Raw genomic sequence first — 14,741 nt, forward strand, 5'->3', positions numbered from 1 at the left:
GTCCCTTCCCGGCGGCACTCGCCCCCACACCGGCCGCCTGACGGCGTAACTCCATTTACTGGCATGATTAAGCACATGGCGAAGCGGGACGACCCTGAGACCATCGGACGCAGGGTGCAGCAGTTGCGGCACGAACGCGGGCTCACCCAGCGGCAGTTGGCCGAACCGGCCTACACCCCCGCCTATATCTCCACCCTGGAGGCAGGCCGCGTCCGCCCCTCCGACGACGCGCTGCGCCACCTCGCCGAGCGGCTCGGCGTCGCCTTCGACGAGCTGGCCACCGGCCGCCCCGCCCACCTCGCGACCGACCTCAGGCTCCGGTTGACCGACGCCCGGCGCACCCTCGCCACCGGCGAAGCGGAAGAGGCCAGGGAGCGCTACGCCGCCCTGCTCGCGGAGGCGGAGACGCACGGGCTCGTCGAGGAGCAGGCCACCGCGCTGCTCGGGCTCGGCGAGTGCGCGCTGGACACCGGTGACCTCACCGCCGCCCGGGAGCACTTCGAGCGCACCGAGCAGACCCTCCTGGACGCTCCCCTGCCCGCCCGCGTCCCCGCCCTGCGCGGCCGCGCCGTCGCCCACTTCCTCGCCGGTGAACTCCGGTACGCCGTCTACCTCCTGGAATCCACCCTCGACGAGCTCAACCGCGGCGGACTGCACGACCCGGACGCCCTGCTCCTGCTCTACACCGCCGCCATCGGCCCGTACATGGACATGGGCGCCCATGCCCGCGCCGCCCAGGCCGCCGAGTTCGCGCTCGCCCTGGCGCCGCAGGCCGGCGACCCCGCCCTGGTGGCCCGGATGCACCGGCAGGTCGCCCGCACCCTGGTCGCCGAGGGCCGGCTCGCCGAGGCCGACGCCTCACTCGCCAAGGCCGCGGAGATGTACCGCCAGCTCCAGATCCGCACCGAACTCGCCAACTGCCACTGGATGCGGGGCTACGTCCACGCCCAGAACGGCGATCTGGAGCAGGCCGAGGCCGAACTGCGCGCCGCCCAGGACATGCTGTCCGCCAAGCGCGCCTCCCTCTACAGCAGCCAGGTGGCCGTCGAACTCGCCGACGTGCTGCACCGGCGCGGCAAGTCCGAGCAGGCCGCCGCCCAGCTGCACGACGTGCTCGACGACCTCTCCTCCGAGCGCGGCGCCGTCCACGCCGCCGCCGCACACCGGCTGCTCGGGCGGATCGCCGAGGACGCGGGGGACACCGAGACGGCAGAGGAGCACTACGTCCGCGCCCTCAGCCTGCTGGAACGCGCGGGCGCCGCCGGTGACCTGGCCGACCTGTGCCGGCTGCTGGGCGATCTGCTGCGCCGCACCGGCCGGGTGGAGGCGGCGCTGGACGCGTACCGGACGGGACTGGGCCACCGTACGGCCCCCGGCACCACCACCCTCGGGCCGGCGCCCGCGCAGCCGCCCTTGTGACCGGGGCGCCCCCCGCGGCGGGCCCGGACAAGGGCCGCGGCAGGCCCCGTTCGCGGAGCGCGTGTCGTCAGTACTGCGCCTGGAGCTGTCGCAACTGCTGCCGCACATGGTCCAGCGCGCCGGTCCGCCGGCCCGGCACCCGGCCGCGCAGATCGGCGAGGACCGGCCCGATCTCGCGGGCCCGCACCGGGTCACGGATCTCACCCCACTGATGGTGGGCGCGGTCGACGGCCGTCTCGACGGCGGGCGCGTCCGGCGCCTGCCCGGCGGCCAGCCGTGCCGAGGCCACCGCCAGCCAGGTGCGGCAGCTGCGGGCCGCGTCCCCGGCGAACATCGCCAGGTCCGCGCGCACCTCCGTCCAGTGCAGCGCCTCGGCGGAGGCGGCCCCGTGCGCCCGTACGGCGGCCTGCTCCCAGCGGGCGGCCAGCCCGTCGGCGTCGGTGTGCCGGCCCGCCTGTACGGCTGCCGAGATCGCGGCGTGCGGATCGTCCGCCCCGGGTGGACGCGCCGTGAGGACGATGCCGGGGTGCTCCCCGGCGGTCCGGCCGAGCGCCTGCTGGTGCAGCCGGTCCACGGGCGGCCGGTGCCCACTGCGCAGGATGGTCGCGACGGCCTTCATGTACGACGGGTCGGCCACGGTACGCCGCCGCGGCGGCGGCGCGATCCGGCCGTACACGGCGCAGTTGTACCCGGAGTCGAGGGGCGTGCCGCGCAGGTGTTCCCAGCTCTCCGCGTCGGCGTGCAGATCGAGGAACAGGGTCGTGGCGCCCGGCGGGCGCAGCCGCAGCTCCTCGCGGAGCCACTGCCAGGGCAAGCCCGTGTAGCGCGCCGTGGCCGGCGTCGTCCGCGCCAGCGCCAGATGCGGCAGCCGTTGGCGGCGGTCCAGCAGGATCTGCCCGGTGACGAACACCGTCAGGGGCCCCGCAGCCGCGGCGGCGGCCCGCAGCCGGGTCAGCACGGTCTGGGGCTCCACCGGGTCGGCCAGTTCGACGACGTTCGCGGTGTCGGCGCCCGCCAGCACTCCGGGCGGGACGGCCGCCAGCACGGGAAGCACCGTCGCCGCGTCCACCAGCCGCCCCTTCCCCACGGGCGAGGCGGCCACCAGCAACACGGTCCCCGGCATGGTCCCTCCCTGTCGATCACGTATCCCGGCACCGTAACCGCTGTGCCGGCTCCGGCCGTCCGGCTCAGAGCCTACGCACCGCGAACACCGTCGTGTCGTCGTCCAGACGTCCCCGGGAGTGCCGCAGCACCCCGTCGCGCACGAAGGCGACGAGCCGTCGGGGGCGGGCGGTGCGCGGGTCCGCGGTGAGCGCGCGGGTCACCTCGACGATCAGCGGGTAGAACGCGCCGTCCGGGGCGCGCGCCTCGGTCACGCCGTCCGTGGTGAGCAGAAGTGTCTCCTCGGCGGTGAAGGGGAACCGCCGGACCACCGGCAGGGCGGGCACGCCGGGCGGGACGAGATCGCCGAGGCCGAGCGGGAGACCGCCGGTCGTCGGCAGGGTGCGCACGCCGTGCGGGCCGGCGATGAGGGGCGGGTCGTGCCCGAAGTTGACGACGTCCACCGTGCCCGCCGCGTCGGCCGGGAAGCCGAGCAGCAGAGCGGTGGCGAAGCGGTCGCTGTCCGTGTGGCCGAGGGCGGCGCTGTGGTCCCGGTGCCGCCCGATGCGCACCGCCAGCCGCTCGGCGACGACCGCCAGGTCCGGCTCGTGGTAGCCCGCCTCGCGGAAGGTGCCCAGCAGGGCCGCCGCCGCCTCGACCGCGCCCAGGCCCTTGCCCTGCACGTCCCCGACGAGGACCCGGGTGCCGTGCGGGCCGGGCTGGATGTCGTAGAAGTCGCCGCCGACCCGGGCGTCGGTGTCGGCGGACAGATACACCGCGGCGTGCGAGAGGCCGCCCCAGCCGGCGGGCAGCGGGCGCAGGACGGTGCGGCGGATCGTCTCGGCGATGCCGAGGATGCGCAGGAGGTGGCGCTCCCCCCGAACGCGGACCACGCAGGCGGCGGTGGCCAGCAGGCCGCCGAGACCCACGAGGATCAGGTCGGCCATCCCGGCCTGGAACCGGTCGGGCCAGGCGCTGTCCACGAACACGTACGTCAGCAGCGACAGCAGCGCGAAGGCGGCGGTGCCCCACGCCCCGCACAGCGCGGCGGCGATGCCGGGGACCAGCACGACCCAGGAGATGATCCGGAAGTCGTCGGCGGTGTTGGCGTCCGCCACCGCGATGGCCACGAGCAGCAGCAACGGCGGCACCCAGGCGATGCTGCGGCCGCGCACCCGCAGCATCTGGTGCCGGGGCAGCGGCTCCCGGCGCCCGGAGCGGGGGTACCGGACGAGCAGGCTCTGCACCCCGCCCCCGGTCGCGGGCCTGGTCATGCACCTCAGCGAAACACGCTCCCGTGCCGGGCGCATCCCTTGTCCGCGGCCGTCCCTCCGACTTGCCGCCCGCCCCGCTCCGGTGTGCCCTGGAAGGCGGGGGCGAGAAGAGAGGAGCGCAGCCATGGCTCACACGGCACCCGCCACCGGCGCACCCGCCACCGGACTGCCCGACATCTTCAGCGCGCGCACGCATCTGATCGCCCGCTGGTCCTGGCCGGTCACCCTGGGCCTCGTCTACGGCTACTGGGCCGCCGCCAACACGCGCGCCGGGGGCCCCATCACCGGCTGGAACTGGCTCTTCGGCTTCCTCACCGCGCTCGTTTTCGTCCTCGCCTACATCGCCGTCCGCGAGATCGCCGCACGAATGCCGCACCCCGCGGCGCGCGCACTGGTCTGGGCGGTCTTCGCGGCGCTGGCCTTCGGCTTCCTCTACAGCCAGACCGGCTACAGCGTGCTGCGCTCGTCCATGATGTCGCTGGTGGTCGGCGGCGGGTTCCTGGTCACGCTGTTCTACCGGTACTCCACCCACGAGAAAGTGCCCCGGCAGCCGCAGGCGGACGCCCGGCCGCGGACCGACACCAGTCCCCAGGCCGCTCAGGGTTCCAGGTCGGCGTAGCGCGGCAGGTCGTCCGTCGAGATCGTCCAGTCGGCGATGGTCACGTCCTCGCCGTACACGAAGTCCTTGCGGGTGGCGTAGCGGGGGCCGTCGGGAGTGGCGTGGATGTCGGTGAGGACCGTGCCGGTGCCGGTGCGAGGGTCGAAGATCGCGTAGACGGCCACGCCCATCAGGGGGTAGTCGCGCACCTTGCTCACCCAGTCGTTGTCGGGGTTGGAGCGGGAGACGACCTCGACGGCGGCGACGAGTGTCCGGGGATCGAAGGAGCCCGGGACATCCATGTCCGCCCAGGCGATCACCATGACGTCCGGATGGCGCACGATGCCCTCGGATTCGGCCTCGACATCCGGTGTTCCCGTGTGAGCGACCAGGTCGTCCGGCATGACCTTCTCAAGGCGTTTCCGGAGATGCAGCGTGGTCAGCTCGTGGGGCCCGATGGGCGCCATCATGTCGTGGACGATGCCTTCCTTGGTGATCTCGAACCTGCCGGGGAGGGTGTCGTCCATCGACCGGAGGAAGTCCCTCATGACCCGGTACAGGTGGGAGGCGCTCTGCTGCGCGTCGTCCGGGGCGATGGTCATGGCGCTCGCTCCTCGTCGTCTGTGCCCAGGGGCAAGGATCGTCCCGTTCATGCTAGGCGGCCTTCGGGAGAATCGGATCGGCACCGGCCACAGCGGCCGCCGGGGGCGGGAGCACGGTAGGCCAGGTCGCAGGTGTCGCAGTTCTGGAAGGGGTGCGGGACGGCCGGTGCCGAGGCGGGTGCACGGTAGGGGGGAAGGGGCGGGAGCTGTGCCGTGAGGCGATACGCCAGGAAAGCGGCGGGGCGGCGCAGGGGTTCCGGGGGAAGGTCGGTCGTCAGGGCGTGGCGTACGGCGCCGGGGCTCACCTCGCGTTCCAGCCAGGCGGCGACGCCGGGAGCGAGGTGGGCCGTGTCGCAGGCCGAGAGGAGCAGGCAGGGGTCGCGGCGGCGGAGGCCGGCGAGGAGGTCGGTGGCGGTTTGGAGGAGTGCCGGGGACGGGGCGATCGGCCGGGGTACGGCGGGGAGGGCCTTGCGGCCGGCAGGCCGCTCGCGGGTCGGGGGCTGTGTGGGGGTCGCGGGCTGTGTGGGGGTCGCGGGCTGCGCGGGGCTGGGCGGGGGGTGAGCGGGGGTCGCGGGCTGCGCGGGGCTGGGCGGGGGGTGAGCAGCCGGGCGGGCGCCGGGCTGGTTGCAGGAGATCGTGCGGGTGACGATCCGTCCGGCGGGGGTGCGTTCGCGGAGGCGGCGCAGGTAGCCGTGGGCCTCCAGTTCGCGCAGGGCGGCGGCGATCCGGGTCGCTCCCTCGGGGAAGCGGGCGGCGAGCGACTTGATGTCGACGCGGGCCCCGATGGGCAGGGATTGGATGTGGCAGGCCAGTCCGATCGCCAGGAGGGAGAGATCCGCGTGCTGCGTCAGGTGGTTTCCGATCACCGTGAAGCGCGCGGCGTGGCGGGTGTGGTCGTGCGCGAGCCCGCCGGGGTGGGCCGTTCGCCGGTGCGGGTGCTTGTTCCCGGCAACGCGGGGCTGGGCGGGCGGGGGCACGCTAGGGTGCTGAGTATCCATCGGGAAGGTGCTTTTCCTTGGTGGTCAGGCCCTCGCCCAGGGATGCCAGTCCCGGCGAGGGCCGTCGTATGTCTGCGGCCGTTTCGGGCTGAGCGTAAGGCAGTTGAGGGCTACGAAATCCAGTCCGGCCGGTGATGTTCACTCGCCCGAGTGAGCGTGCCCGGCGGGCGGGAGGGGTGGGGCTCGGTGAGGTCCTTTCTCCCTCGGGTTCCTTGGGAAAAGGCGCCGGGGGCACCGGAGCACGGGGGGACGGGTCACGGTGCCGGGAGGCGCAGTTCGGCCCAGACGGTCTTGCGCGGGAAGCGTCCCTCGGCCACACCCCAACGGTCGGCCAGCGCCTCGACGAGCAGCAGACCGCGGCCGGACTCGGCGTCCGGCGCGGGTGATTGCGGCTGGGGAAGCCGTCCGCTCCGTGTGTCCGTGACCTCGACGCGGAGGACGTCGCCGACGACGTAGAGCGTCAGTCGGAAGTCACGTCCCGGTACCCGGCCGTGGGTCGCGGCGTTGACGGCGAGTTCCGCGACGATCTGTCGCCCAGGGTCCAACGGCAGTCCCCATGCCCGCAGTTGTTCGGTGGCCAGCAGACGGGCGAGGCGGGCGCCGCGCGGCGTGGAGGAGAGCTGCACGCCGAAGTCGCGGATACGGGTCTCGGGTTCGGTGGATTTCCGGTTCACGTCACTCAGCGTGGCCGCACTCACCTACCGTGAAGGGTGACTCGGCGGATGCGTACGGTCACTGTCCGGAGATTGTCCGGTGCTGTCCGGGCTGTCCGGACCGTCCGTCCGGGTAGGCCTGCCGCAGGGCAGCGGTACGACGGAGGGGTGCGCGATGACGGTCGAGCTCAGGACCGAGGCGGACGAGCCCGGTTGGGAGGTGGATCCGGACGACGAGTGGGGAGTCGCGGTCGTCGCCACGGTCGGGCGCCAGCTGAAGCTGCGGAGGGAGGCGGTGGGGATGCGGGCGGCCGAGTTCGGGACGGCGGTCGGGTACGGGGAGGACCTGGTCTACAAGATCGAGGCCGGGAAGCGGATTCCCCGCCAGGAGTACCTGGACAAGGCGGACGAGGTGCTCGGGGCGGGCGGCCTGGTGGCCGCCGCCTGGGAGGACGTGAAGAGGGTCCGCTATCCGAGGAAGGTGCGGGAGCTGGCGACCATGGAGGCGAGGGCGGTGGAGATCGGCGTGTACGAGTGCATCACCGTCAACGGCTTGCTGCAGACACCCGACCACGCCCGCGCCTTGTTCGAGGTGTGGCAGCCCGCCTACTCGGAGGACGAACTGGAGAGAATGCTGGCCGCCCGGATGGCCCGGCAGTCCGTCTTCGACCGCTCCCCTGCCCCCGCGCTCAGCTTCGTGCAGGAAGAAGCGGCTCTGCGACGCCCTGTTGGCGGCACAATGGTGTGGCGTCGCCAGCTCGAACATCTCCTGGAGGTGGGCCGGTTCCGCAACGTTACGCTTCAGGTGATGCCGACGGCCGGTGGGGCGCATCCGGGACTGATGGGAAGAATCGAGGTCCTGAAGTTCCCTGACGGAACTGCCGTAGGGCGCTCGGAGGGTGCGTTCAACGGCAGGCCGACTACCGATCCGAAGCACCTGCGGATCCTTGAGCTGCGGTACGGCACCATCCGGGCGCAAGCCCTCCCGCCGAGGGAATCGTTGACCTTTGTCGAGAGACTGCTGGGAGAGACATGACCCGCAAAGCCTCTGCCGGAGGCGACTCCGCGCTCACGTGGTTCAAGAGCAGCTACAGCAGCGGCCCCGACGGTGACTCCTGCGTCGAGATCGCGACAGCGCCCGGCATCGTCCACGTCCGCGACTCCAAGCACACCGGCGGCCCCCGTCTCGGCCTCGCCCCGGATGCCTGGTCCGCATTCGTCACGTACGCCTCCGGCGAGTGACATGCGGGGACCCCGGCACGACGGCCGGGGTCCACGCGTTCCCTCATCCCTCCACTCACCGGACGACAGGCAGCGCGCCCCGGTCGTCCGACGAGGTCCTTGAAACGCTTCCTCTCCAGGAAACACCCGTTCGGGCCAACCCTCCACCGGAGGGGGCACGCCGCGTACACCCGATCGCAGCCGCCCACTCGCCCCGCCCCGCTCCGGGCCGTTGCCTGAAAGGGTGTCTCCCAGGCCAGCACACCCACGCGCCCGGCTGCGCGGCGCCCTGTCCGCCGCGCTGATCGCCCTGTGCTGTCTGTTCGTCCCGCTCGCCGCGCTGTCCGTCTGGGCGTCCTACGGTCTGGCCGACACCGGCCGTTACGTCCGCACGATGGCGCCGCTGGCCGGGGACCCCGCCGTGCGGGACGCGGTCGCGGACACCGTCGGCGAGCAGGTGACGCACCGGATCGACGGGACGCGGGACGGGATGGGCCCGTTCGTGCGGGACGCGGTGCGCTCGTTCACGCAGACCGACGCCTTCCGGGTCGGGTGGGACGCGGCGAACCAGGCCGTGCACGGCGCCGTGCTGAACGCCCTGCGCGACGACCGGCGGCCGCGCGCCGACCCGGTCACCGTCGACCTCGCCCCCGTGACCACCCGCATCAAGGACCGGCTGGCCGACGAGAACATGCCGTTGGCCCACCGCATCCCGGTCCGCCACACCCAGGTCGCCGTCCTCGCGCCCGGCGACCTGGACCGGCTCCGAAAGGGGTACGACGTGCTGGAAGTCGCCTCCCTCTGGCTGCCCGCCGCGGCCGTCGCCTGCGCCGCCTCCGGTATCGCCGTCGCGACCTGCCGCCGCCGCGCGGTCACCGCCACCGCCCTCGGCACCGCCCTGGGCGGCGCCCTGCTCGCCGCGGCCGTGGCGGCGGGCCGCCGGCTCACCCTGGCCGACCTGCCCCCGTCCGTCTCCCGCCCCGCCGCCGGCGCGGTCTACGACGCCCTCACCACGACCCTGCGCACCGCTTCCTGGCTGCTCGTCGTGCTCGGCCTCGTCGTGGCCCTGGCGACCTGGCTCACCGGTCGCCACGGGCATCTCCCGGGCCGTCGCCCGCGGCCCGGGGCACCCTCTGCCCCCACCCCCCGGCGGGCGCACCGGGCCGAAACGTGACGACGTCCGGCGCCAGCCCGTCCACCAGCGGAAACGGGAGGGAACCCGGGTCGCGGTGAGCGGACATAATGGGCGCATGGCCCGTGAGTTCCCCGTCAGTCTCACTCCGCCCGACTGGCTGGTGAGGAACCTCCGGGCGCAGCGGGTGCCGGTCAACCGGCCCGCCGTCGCCCGGGCGGCCGTCGCGCTCGCGCTGCCGCTGGCCGTCGGACTGACCTTCGACCGGCCCGCCTACGGGGCCCTCGCCGCCATGGGCGCCCTGAACGGCGTCATCAGCGACACCGCCGCCGCGTACCGGATGCGGGTGCTGAGCATCGCCGTGCCGCAGCTCTTCGGCGCCGCCGGCGTCACCCTCGGGACCCTGGTCTTCGGGCACGGCTGGGTCGCCGTCGCCGCCCTCACCGGCACCGCGCTGATCTCCGGGATGATCTCGACGATCGGCGCGGTCGCCTCCGTCTCGGGCCTGCTCCTGCTGCTCAACTGCGTCGTCGGGGCGGGCCTGCCCATGCCGGGACCCTGGTGGGCGCCGGCGCTGCTCATCGGCGGTGGCGGACTGCTCGTCCTGCTCCTCGGCCTGCTCGCCTGGCCGTTGCGCGCCGGGGTGCCCGAACGACTGGCCGTCGCCCGCACCTACGACGGCGTCGCCGACATGCTCGGCACCTGCGCGGGCCGGTCGGAGGTGGCCTACGACGACGCCCGGCACGCCGTCACCGATGCCATGAACGACGCCTACGACCTGGTCCTGTCCCACCGCGCCCGCCATCACGGCCGCAGCCCGGAACTGACCCGGATGATCGCCCAGTTGAACGCCGTCACCCCGGTGCTGGAGGCCGCCCCCGCCGCCCATCTCAGCGGCAGACCGCTGCCCGCCGAGATCCCGTCGGCCGTCCGCTCCCTCGCCGACGCGGTGCGCGACGGCCGTACCGAACCCCTCACGCTGCGTCTGCCGCCCCCGACCACCGAGACCGGCCGCGCCATCGACCACGCCGTACGGCACGCGGCCTCGGTCGTCACCGCCCCGGACATCGATCCGAGCGGCCTCGAGGACCGGCTCGGCCGCCCCGCCGCCCTCGGCGTCCGCACCGTCCTCGCCACCCGCAGCATGCTGCTGTCCACCGGTTCCTGGCACTACGGTCTGCGCCTGGCCCTGTGCATCGCCATCGCCCAGGCCCTGGTCTCGATCATTCCCGTGCCGCGCTCCTACTGGGTTGCCCTGACCATCACCTTCGTCCTCAAGCCCGACTTCGGCTCGGTCTTCTCCCGCGCCCTGCTGCGCGCGCTCGGCACGGTCGCCGGGCTGGTCGTCGCGGCGGGCGTGCTCGCGGAGGTGCCCCGCGGCTGGTGGGACGTGCCGGTGATGCTGGTGCTCGCCCCGCTGATCCCGGCGCTCACCCCGCGCGGGTACGGCTACCAGACGGCCGCGATCACACCGGTGATCCTGCTGCTCTCCGACATCCTCAACCAGCAGGGCACCGCACTGCTGCTGCCCCGCCTGGTCGACTCCCTGATGGGCTGCGCGATCGCCCTGATCGTCGGGTACCTGCTGTGGCCGGAGAGCTGGCACACCCGTGTCGGCGCCCGGCTCGCCGACGCGGTGGCGGACACGGCGCGCTACGTCGAGACGGCCTTCGCCACCACGGCCGACCCCCCTGTCCGCGCCCGGATGCGCCGCCGGCTGTACCGCGACCTGTCCGGCATCCGTACGGAGTTCCAACGCGCCCTGACCGAACCCCCGCCGACCGGACGGCGCGCCGCCGCCTGGTGGCCGCTGGTCGTCGCCGTCGAACGCATCGTGGACGCGACGACGGCGGCACGGGTCCGCGTGAAACACGGATCCGCGCCGCCGTCGCGGGCAGAGGTCGACCAGGTGGCCCTGCAGCTGCGGGAACTCTCCGAGGGCCTGCGCGAAGTGGACACGCTGGTCCCCGTCCGCTCGGACCTCACGGGCCCGGCCGACAGCGTCCTGGAGCCGGTGCGGCAGGAGGTCGCGGCGGCACGGGCGATCGCGTCACCGCAGACCTAGGTCCCGGCCGGCAGGCCCTGCGGCGTCGCAGGGCCTGCCGCCTGCCGCCTGCCGCCTGCCGACCGGACTCCGGGCCGTCGTCGGCCGTCGCTCGGGCCGTCGCTCAGATGCCGATGTCGCAGCCGTCCTTGCGCCACACGGCCACCACGGCCGGGCGGTTGATCTTGCCGGGTCCGTCGGGCCAGGCGCTCAGCGGCTTCTCGGCGGTCGCCCCGTCGAGCTCGCCCGGGTGCTGCACCGCCACCAGGACGCGCCGGTCCTGGACGAGCGGGCCGCAGGTCTCCGCGCCCTTCGGCACCGTCAGGAACTGCTTCAGCTCACCGCGCCGGTCACCGCGCGTGGCGACACCGAAGAGACCGTCGTGCGAGCCGAGCTGCGCGCCGTCGGTGGAGATCCACAGGTTGCCGTGCGCGTCGAAGGCCACGTTGTCCGGGCAGGAGATCGGGCTGACGTCGTCCTTCGGGAACCCGGCGAAGTAGGTGGCCGGGTCCTCCGGGTCGCCGGCGACCAGGAACAGCGTCCAGCCGAAGCGGGTGCTGTCGGCGCGGTTCCAGCGCTCGGTCAGCTCCAGGATGTGCCCGTGCTTGTTGGCGTTGCGCGGGTTGGCCTCGTCCGCCTTGGCGTTCGTGCCGATGCCGCGGTTGGAGTTGTTCGTCAGGGCGACGTACACCTTGCCGGTGTGCGGGTTGGGCTCGATGTCCTCGGGCCGGTCCATCTTCGTCGCGCCGACCTTGTCACCGGCCAGACGCGTGAAGACGAACACCTCCTCGGCGGTCATGCCCTCGACGTGGGACACCGCGCCGCGCGACGTGGCCGTGGCCAGCGGGATCCACTCGCCGCCGCCGTCGAACTCGCCGTCCGCCGGGAGCTTGCCGGTGCCGTCGATCTCGATCGCCGGGGAGTCGCCGGTGAGCTTGGCGACGTACAGGGTGCCCTCGTCCAGCAGCGAGAGGTTGTGCTCGCGGTCGGAGCGGGAGTGCCCCTTCTTCATCCGCTTGCTGCCGACGAACTTGTAGAAGTAGTCGAAGCGCTCGTCGTCACCGGAGTAGACGACCGGACGGCCGTCGTCGGTCAGGCGCACGGTCGCGCCCTCGTGCTTGAAGCGGCCGAGCGCGGTGCGCTTGCGCGGCTTGGCGTCGGGGTCGTACGGGTCGAGCTCGACGACGTACCCGAAGCGGTGCACCTCGTTCGGCTCCTGCGCGACGTCGAAGCGCTTGTCGAAACGCTCCCACTTGCGGTCGGTGGCGCCGGTGCCGATGCCGTAGCGCTTGTCCGTGGGGCGGGAGGAGTTGGCGAAGTACTGGTTGAAGTTCTCCTCGCCGTGCAGCGTGGTGCCCCACGGGGTGACGCCGCCGGCGCAGTTGTTCAGGGTGCCGAGGGCCTTGGTGCCGGTCGGGTCGGCGGAGGTCTTCAGCAGGTCGGAACCGGCGGCGGGGCCGGTGATGCGGAACTCGGTGGTCGCGGTGACACGCCGGTTGAGCGGGTGGCGGGAGACCGGGGTGAGCTTGCCGGTGCGGCGCTCCTCCTCGACGACGACCGCGGACAGGCCGTGCGCGGCCCAGGCGATCTCGACCTGCTCCCTGGTCGGGTTGGCGGCGTCGTAGCCGCGGAACATCAGGATCTCGTCGGTGTACTCGTGGTTGGCGACGAGGATCTGGCGGCCCCGCTCGCCGGGCAGCGGGAGCAGGGCGAGGAAGTCGCAGTTGTAACCGAACTGAGTGGCCTGGGCCTTGGCGGACTGCTTGTCCGGGTCGAACGCGGGGGCGCCGCGCAGGATGGGCTCGCCCCAGCGGATGACGATGTTCTGGCCGTACCCCTCGGGGATGGTCACGACGTCGTCGGTGTTCGGCTCGACCGGTGTGAAGCGCAGGCCGCGGGCGCCCTTGTGGCTGGGCTTGGGCCCGTGGCCGGCGGGCGCGGCCTCGGCCTGCGGCGCGGCGGCGACGCTCACGGCGGTGCCGGCGGCGGCGGCCGCGGTGACGACGGCGGCGGCGCGCATCACGCCGCGGCGGCTGAGGGCGCCGGCGATGACGTCGCCGACGTACGGGTTGGCGGTGGTGTTCGGCACCTCGTGGAAGCAGGCGTCACCACAGCGGAAACGGCAGGTCAGGGCAGAGCGTCCGCCCGAATGTGAGTCGTTCGTCCTGATAACAGGCAGCAGGTTGCGCACCTTTTACTCCCCTTGATTCCCCTTGTATCCAGCCTGTCGGACGGTAGGAGCACGTTTGTGCGGGAGCGGAGCCATTGAATGAACGACGTGTGAACCCGAGGTAGCTGTCGGGGAGTTGCGCCTCTCCCGCACGACGTCCGGGTCCGACCCTTGACGCGGACGCCGTCGGCTCTCCTGGGACCGCTAACCTTACGTGTCCGTCCTGGCCAGGGATTGACGGGCATCAACTCACGCGAAGGGTTGCGCTAATGGGCATTCTCACTCTCCTGCGGAACGCGTTCGGCCGCTCCCGAAAGGGCCGCAGTCCCGAGGCAGAGAGTGTCTCCACGCAGCCGGAACCAACGTCACCGGCCGCCCTGACACCGACTTCCTCGACACCGGCGACGGCCCCGGCGACACCGGTCGCCGAGCCGGCGGCAGCGACGCCGGGCCCCGCCGAGCCGACGTCCGCGACGCCTGGCGCCGCGGCCCCCACGCCGCAGGTTCCCGAGCCCCGCTCGGAGCACGAACTGGTGTCGGCGGCGTTCGACAGGGTGTCGGTCCCCCATCAGACCCGCCCGATTTCGGCCGCCGAGCAGAACGGCACGGAGGCGCACCTTTCGGGCGGTTCGACGGAGGTGCCGCCCCAGACGCCGGCCCCCACCACCGAACAGAACCCCGAGCCCGCCCCGAAGACCGAGACCCCGGAGCCCGAGCCGACCGCCGAGACGGAGCCGCGGACCGAGACGCCGGCTGCGGCGACCGCCGCCCCGGCCACGGAAACGGAAGCCGAGGCGAAGGCCGAGACGGCCACCGCACCGACCACGGAACCCGAGCCGTCCGCAGAGGCGAGCGCCGAGCCGCCGGCCGAGGCGACGACGGAAAAGGCCCCGGAGCCCGCGCCGCAGACGGCCGCGGACGACGAGCCGACGGCGGAAGCGGACCCCGCGCCGCAGGCCGACACGGAGCCGACGCCGGAAACGGAACCGGCGACCAAGGCGCACGCCGAGCCCCAGCCGGAGGCCGACACCGAGCCCGACGCCGACGCCGAGGCCGCCATCGCGCCGACGACCGAGTCACCGCAGGCCCAGCCGACCACGGAAGCGGAGCCGACGCCCACGACGGAAACCGAGCCGGAGGCCGAGGCCGCCGCCGCGCCCGCGCCGGAAACGGACCCCGTGCCGCAGGCCGACGCGGAGCCGACGCCGGAAACGGAAGCGGAACCGGTCGCCACGGCCGAGGCCGAGCCCGCGACGGCGACCACCCCGGAAGCCGAGGCGCCGGAGGCGGAGGAAGCTGTCGCGCCGACGACCGAGTCACCGCAGGCCCAGCCGACCACGGAAGCAGAGCCGACGCCCACGACGGAAACCGAGCCGGAGGCCGAGGCCGCCGCCGCGCCCGCGCCGGAAACGGACCCCGCGCCGCAGGCCGACACGGAGCCGACGCCGGAAACGGAAGCGGAACCGGTCGCCACGGCCGAGGCCGAGCCCGCGACGGCGACCACCCCGGAAGCCGAGGCGCCGGAGGCG

The 14,741-nt window shown here is 73.5% G+C and carries 12 protein-coding genes and 1 pseudogene; 7 read left to right on the forward strand and 6 right to left on the reverse strand.

Annotated elements, in window-relative coordinates:
* The first annotated feature begins 75 nt into the window (after positions 1-75).
* Entirely contained in the window at positions 76-1,419 is a 1,344-nt protein-coding gene (locus ACWCPM_RS02860; protein WP_450974336.1) for a tetratricopeptide repeat protein, read from the forward strand.
* 67 nt (positions 1,420-1,486) lie between these two features.
* Here the strand turns inward: ACWCPM_RS02860 and ACWCPM_RS02865 are convergent, their stop codons facing one another.
* Both ACWCPM_RS02865 and ACWCPM_RS02870 read right to left on the reverse strand, forming a co-directional pair.
* Positions 1,487-2,542, reverse strand: a complete 1,056-nt coding sequence (locus ACWCPM_RS02865) for a hypothetical protein (RefSeq protein ID WP_450974337.1) — start codon at positions 2,540-2,542, stop codon at positions 1,487-1,489.
* 64 nt (positions 2,543-2,606) lie between these two features.
* Positions 2,607-3,794: a PP2C family protein-serine/threonine phosphatase gene (locus tag ACWCPM_RS02870; RefSeq protein WP_450974338.1), complete on the reverse strand. Its 1,188-nt coding sequence runs from the start codon at positions 3,792-3,794 to the stop codon at positions 2,607-2,609.
* A 124-nt stretch (positions 3,795-3,918) separates the two neighbouring features.
* Here ACWCPM_RS02870 and ACWCPM_RS02875 point away from each other — a divergent pair, with 124 nt between their 5' ends.
* Entirely contained in the window at positions 3,919-4,413 is a 495-nt protein-coding gene (locus tag ACWCPM_RS02875) for a hypothetical protein (protein ID WP_450974339.1), read from the forward strand.
* Here the strand turns inward: ACWCPM_RS02875 and ACWCPM_RS02880 are convergent.
* From ACWCPM_RS02880 to ACWCPM_RS02890, 3 genes are all read right to left on the reverse strand, one after another.
* On the reverse strand, positions 4,392-4,994 hold the full coding sequence (locus tag ACWCPM_RS02880; protein WP_450974340.1) for a Uma2 family endonuclease: 603 nt from the start codon (positions 4,992-4,994) through the stop codon (positions 4,392-4,394). The two genes, ACWCPM_RS02875 and ACWCPM_RS02880, sit on opposite strands and share 22 nt — an antisense overlap.
* 47 nt (positions 4,995-5,041) lie before the next feature.
* Positions 5,042-5,992 (reverse strand): helix-turn-helix domain-containing protein, encoded by a 951-nt coding sequence (locus tag ACWCPM_RS02885; RefSeq protein WP_450974341.1) that lies wholly within the window; start codon positions 5,990-5,992, stop codon positions 5,042-5,044.
* Positions 5,993-6,246: 254 nt separating this feature from the next.
* Positions 6,247-6,666: an ATP-binding protein gene (locus ACWCPM_RS02890; RefSeq protein WP_450974342.1), complete on the reverse strand. Its 420-nt coding sequence runs from the start codon at positions 6,664-6,666 to the stop codon at positions 6,247-6,249.
* A gap of 154 nt (positions 6,667-6,820) precedes the next feature.
* On the opposite strand from ACWCPM_RS02890, the gene ACWCPM_RS02895 reads away from it, so the two are divergent.
* From ACWCPM_RS02895 to ACWCPM_RS02910, 4 genes are all read left to right on the forward strand, one after another.
* A complete protein-coding gene (locus ACWCPM_RS02895; protein ID WP_450974343.1) occupies positions 6,821-7,681 on the forward strand; it encodes a helix-turn-helix domain-containing protein in 861 nt (286 codons plus the stop codon).
* Positions 7,678-7,887: a DUF397 domain-containing protein gene (locus ACWCPM_RS02900; RefSeq protein ID WP_450974344.1), complete on the forward strand. Its 210-nt coding sequence runs from the start codon at positions 7,678-7,680 to the stop codon at positions 7,885-7,887. Before ACWCPM_RS02895 ends, ACWCPM_RS02900 begins: the two co-directional genes overlap by 4 nt.
* A gap of 223 nt (positions 7,888-8,110) precedes the next feature.
* Positions 8,111-9,040, forward strand: a complete 930-nt coding sequence (locus ACWCPM_RS02905) for a hypothetical protein (protein ID WP_450974345.1) — start codon at positions 8,111-8,113, stop codon at positions 9,038-9,040.
* A 76-nt stretch (positions 9,041-9,116) separates the two neighbouring features.
* On the forward strand, positions 9,117-11,063 hold the full coding sequence (locus ACWCPM_RS02910) for an FUSC family protein (protein WP_450974346.1): 1,947 nt from the start codon (positions 9,117-9,119) through the stop codon (positions 11,061-11,063).
* A 103-nt stretch (positions 11,064-11,166) separates the two neighbouring features.
* On the opposite strand, the gene ACWCPM_RS02915 is transcribed toward ACWCPM_RS02910, so the two are convergent.
* Complete coding sequence (locus ACWCPM_RS02915; protein WP_450974347.1) at positions 11,167-13,233, reverse strand: PhoX family protein; 2,067 nt, start codon at positions 13,231-13,233, stop codon at positions 11,167-11,169.
* Between the two features lie 248 nt (positions 13,234-13,481).
* Between ACWCPM_RS02915 and ACWCPM_RS02920 the strand changes: the two are divergent.
* Positions 13,482-14,741, forward strand: a pseudogene (locus ACWCPM_RS02920) (hypothetical protein); the annotation flags it as partial.

It is taken from the genome of Streptomyces sp. NPDC002309, from assembly GCF_053593375.1.

Excerpts from the sequence above, each read along its gene's own strand:
- ACWCPM_RS02860 (WP_450974336.1), top strand. The coding sequence starts at position 76 with ATGGCGAAGCGGGACGACCCTGAGACCATCGGACGCAGGGTGCAGCAG.
- ACWCPM_RS02865 (WP_450974337.1), bottom strand. The coding sequence starts at position 2,542 with ATGCCGGGGACCGTGTTGCTGGTGGCCGCCTCGCCCGTGGGGAAGGGG.
- ACWCPM_RS02870 (WP_450974338.1), bottom strand. The coding sequence starts at position 3,794 with ATGACCAGGCCCGCGACCGGGGGCGGGGTGCAGAGCCTGCTCGTCCGG.
- ACWCPM_RS02875 (WP_450974339.1), top strand. The coding sequence starts at position 3,919 with ATGGCTCACACGGCACCCGCCACCGGCGCACCCGCCACCGGACTGCCC.
- ACWCPM_RS02880 (WP_450974340.1), bottom strand. The coding sequence starts at position 4,994 with ATGACCATCGCCCCGGACGACGCGCAGCAGAGCGCCTCCCACCTGTAC.
- ACWCPM_RS02885 (WP_450974341.1), bottom strand. The coding sequence starts at position 5,992 with ATGGATACTCAGCACCCTAGCGTGCCCCCGCCCGCCCAGCCCCGCGTT.
- ACWCPM_RS02895 (WP_450974343.1), top strand. The coding sequence starts at position 6,821 with ATGACGGTCGAGCTCAGGACCGAGGCGGACGAGCCCGGTTGGGAGGTG.
- ACWCPM_RS02900 (WP_450974344.1), top strand. The coding sequence starts at position 7,678 with ATGACCCGCAAAGCCTCTGCCGGAGGCGACTCCGCGCTCACGTGGTTC.
- ACWCPM_RS02910 (WP_450974346.1), top strand. The coding sequence starts at position 9,117 with ATGGCCCGTGAGTTCCCCGTCAGTCTCACTCCGCCCGACTGGCTGGTG.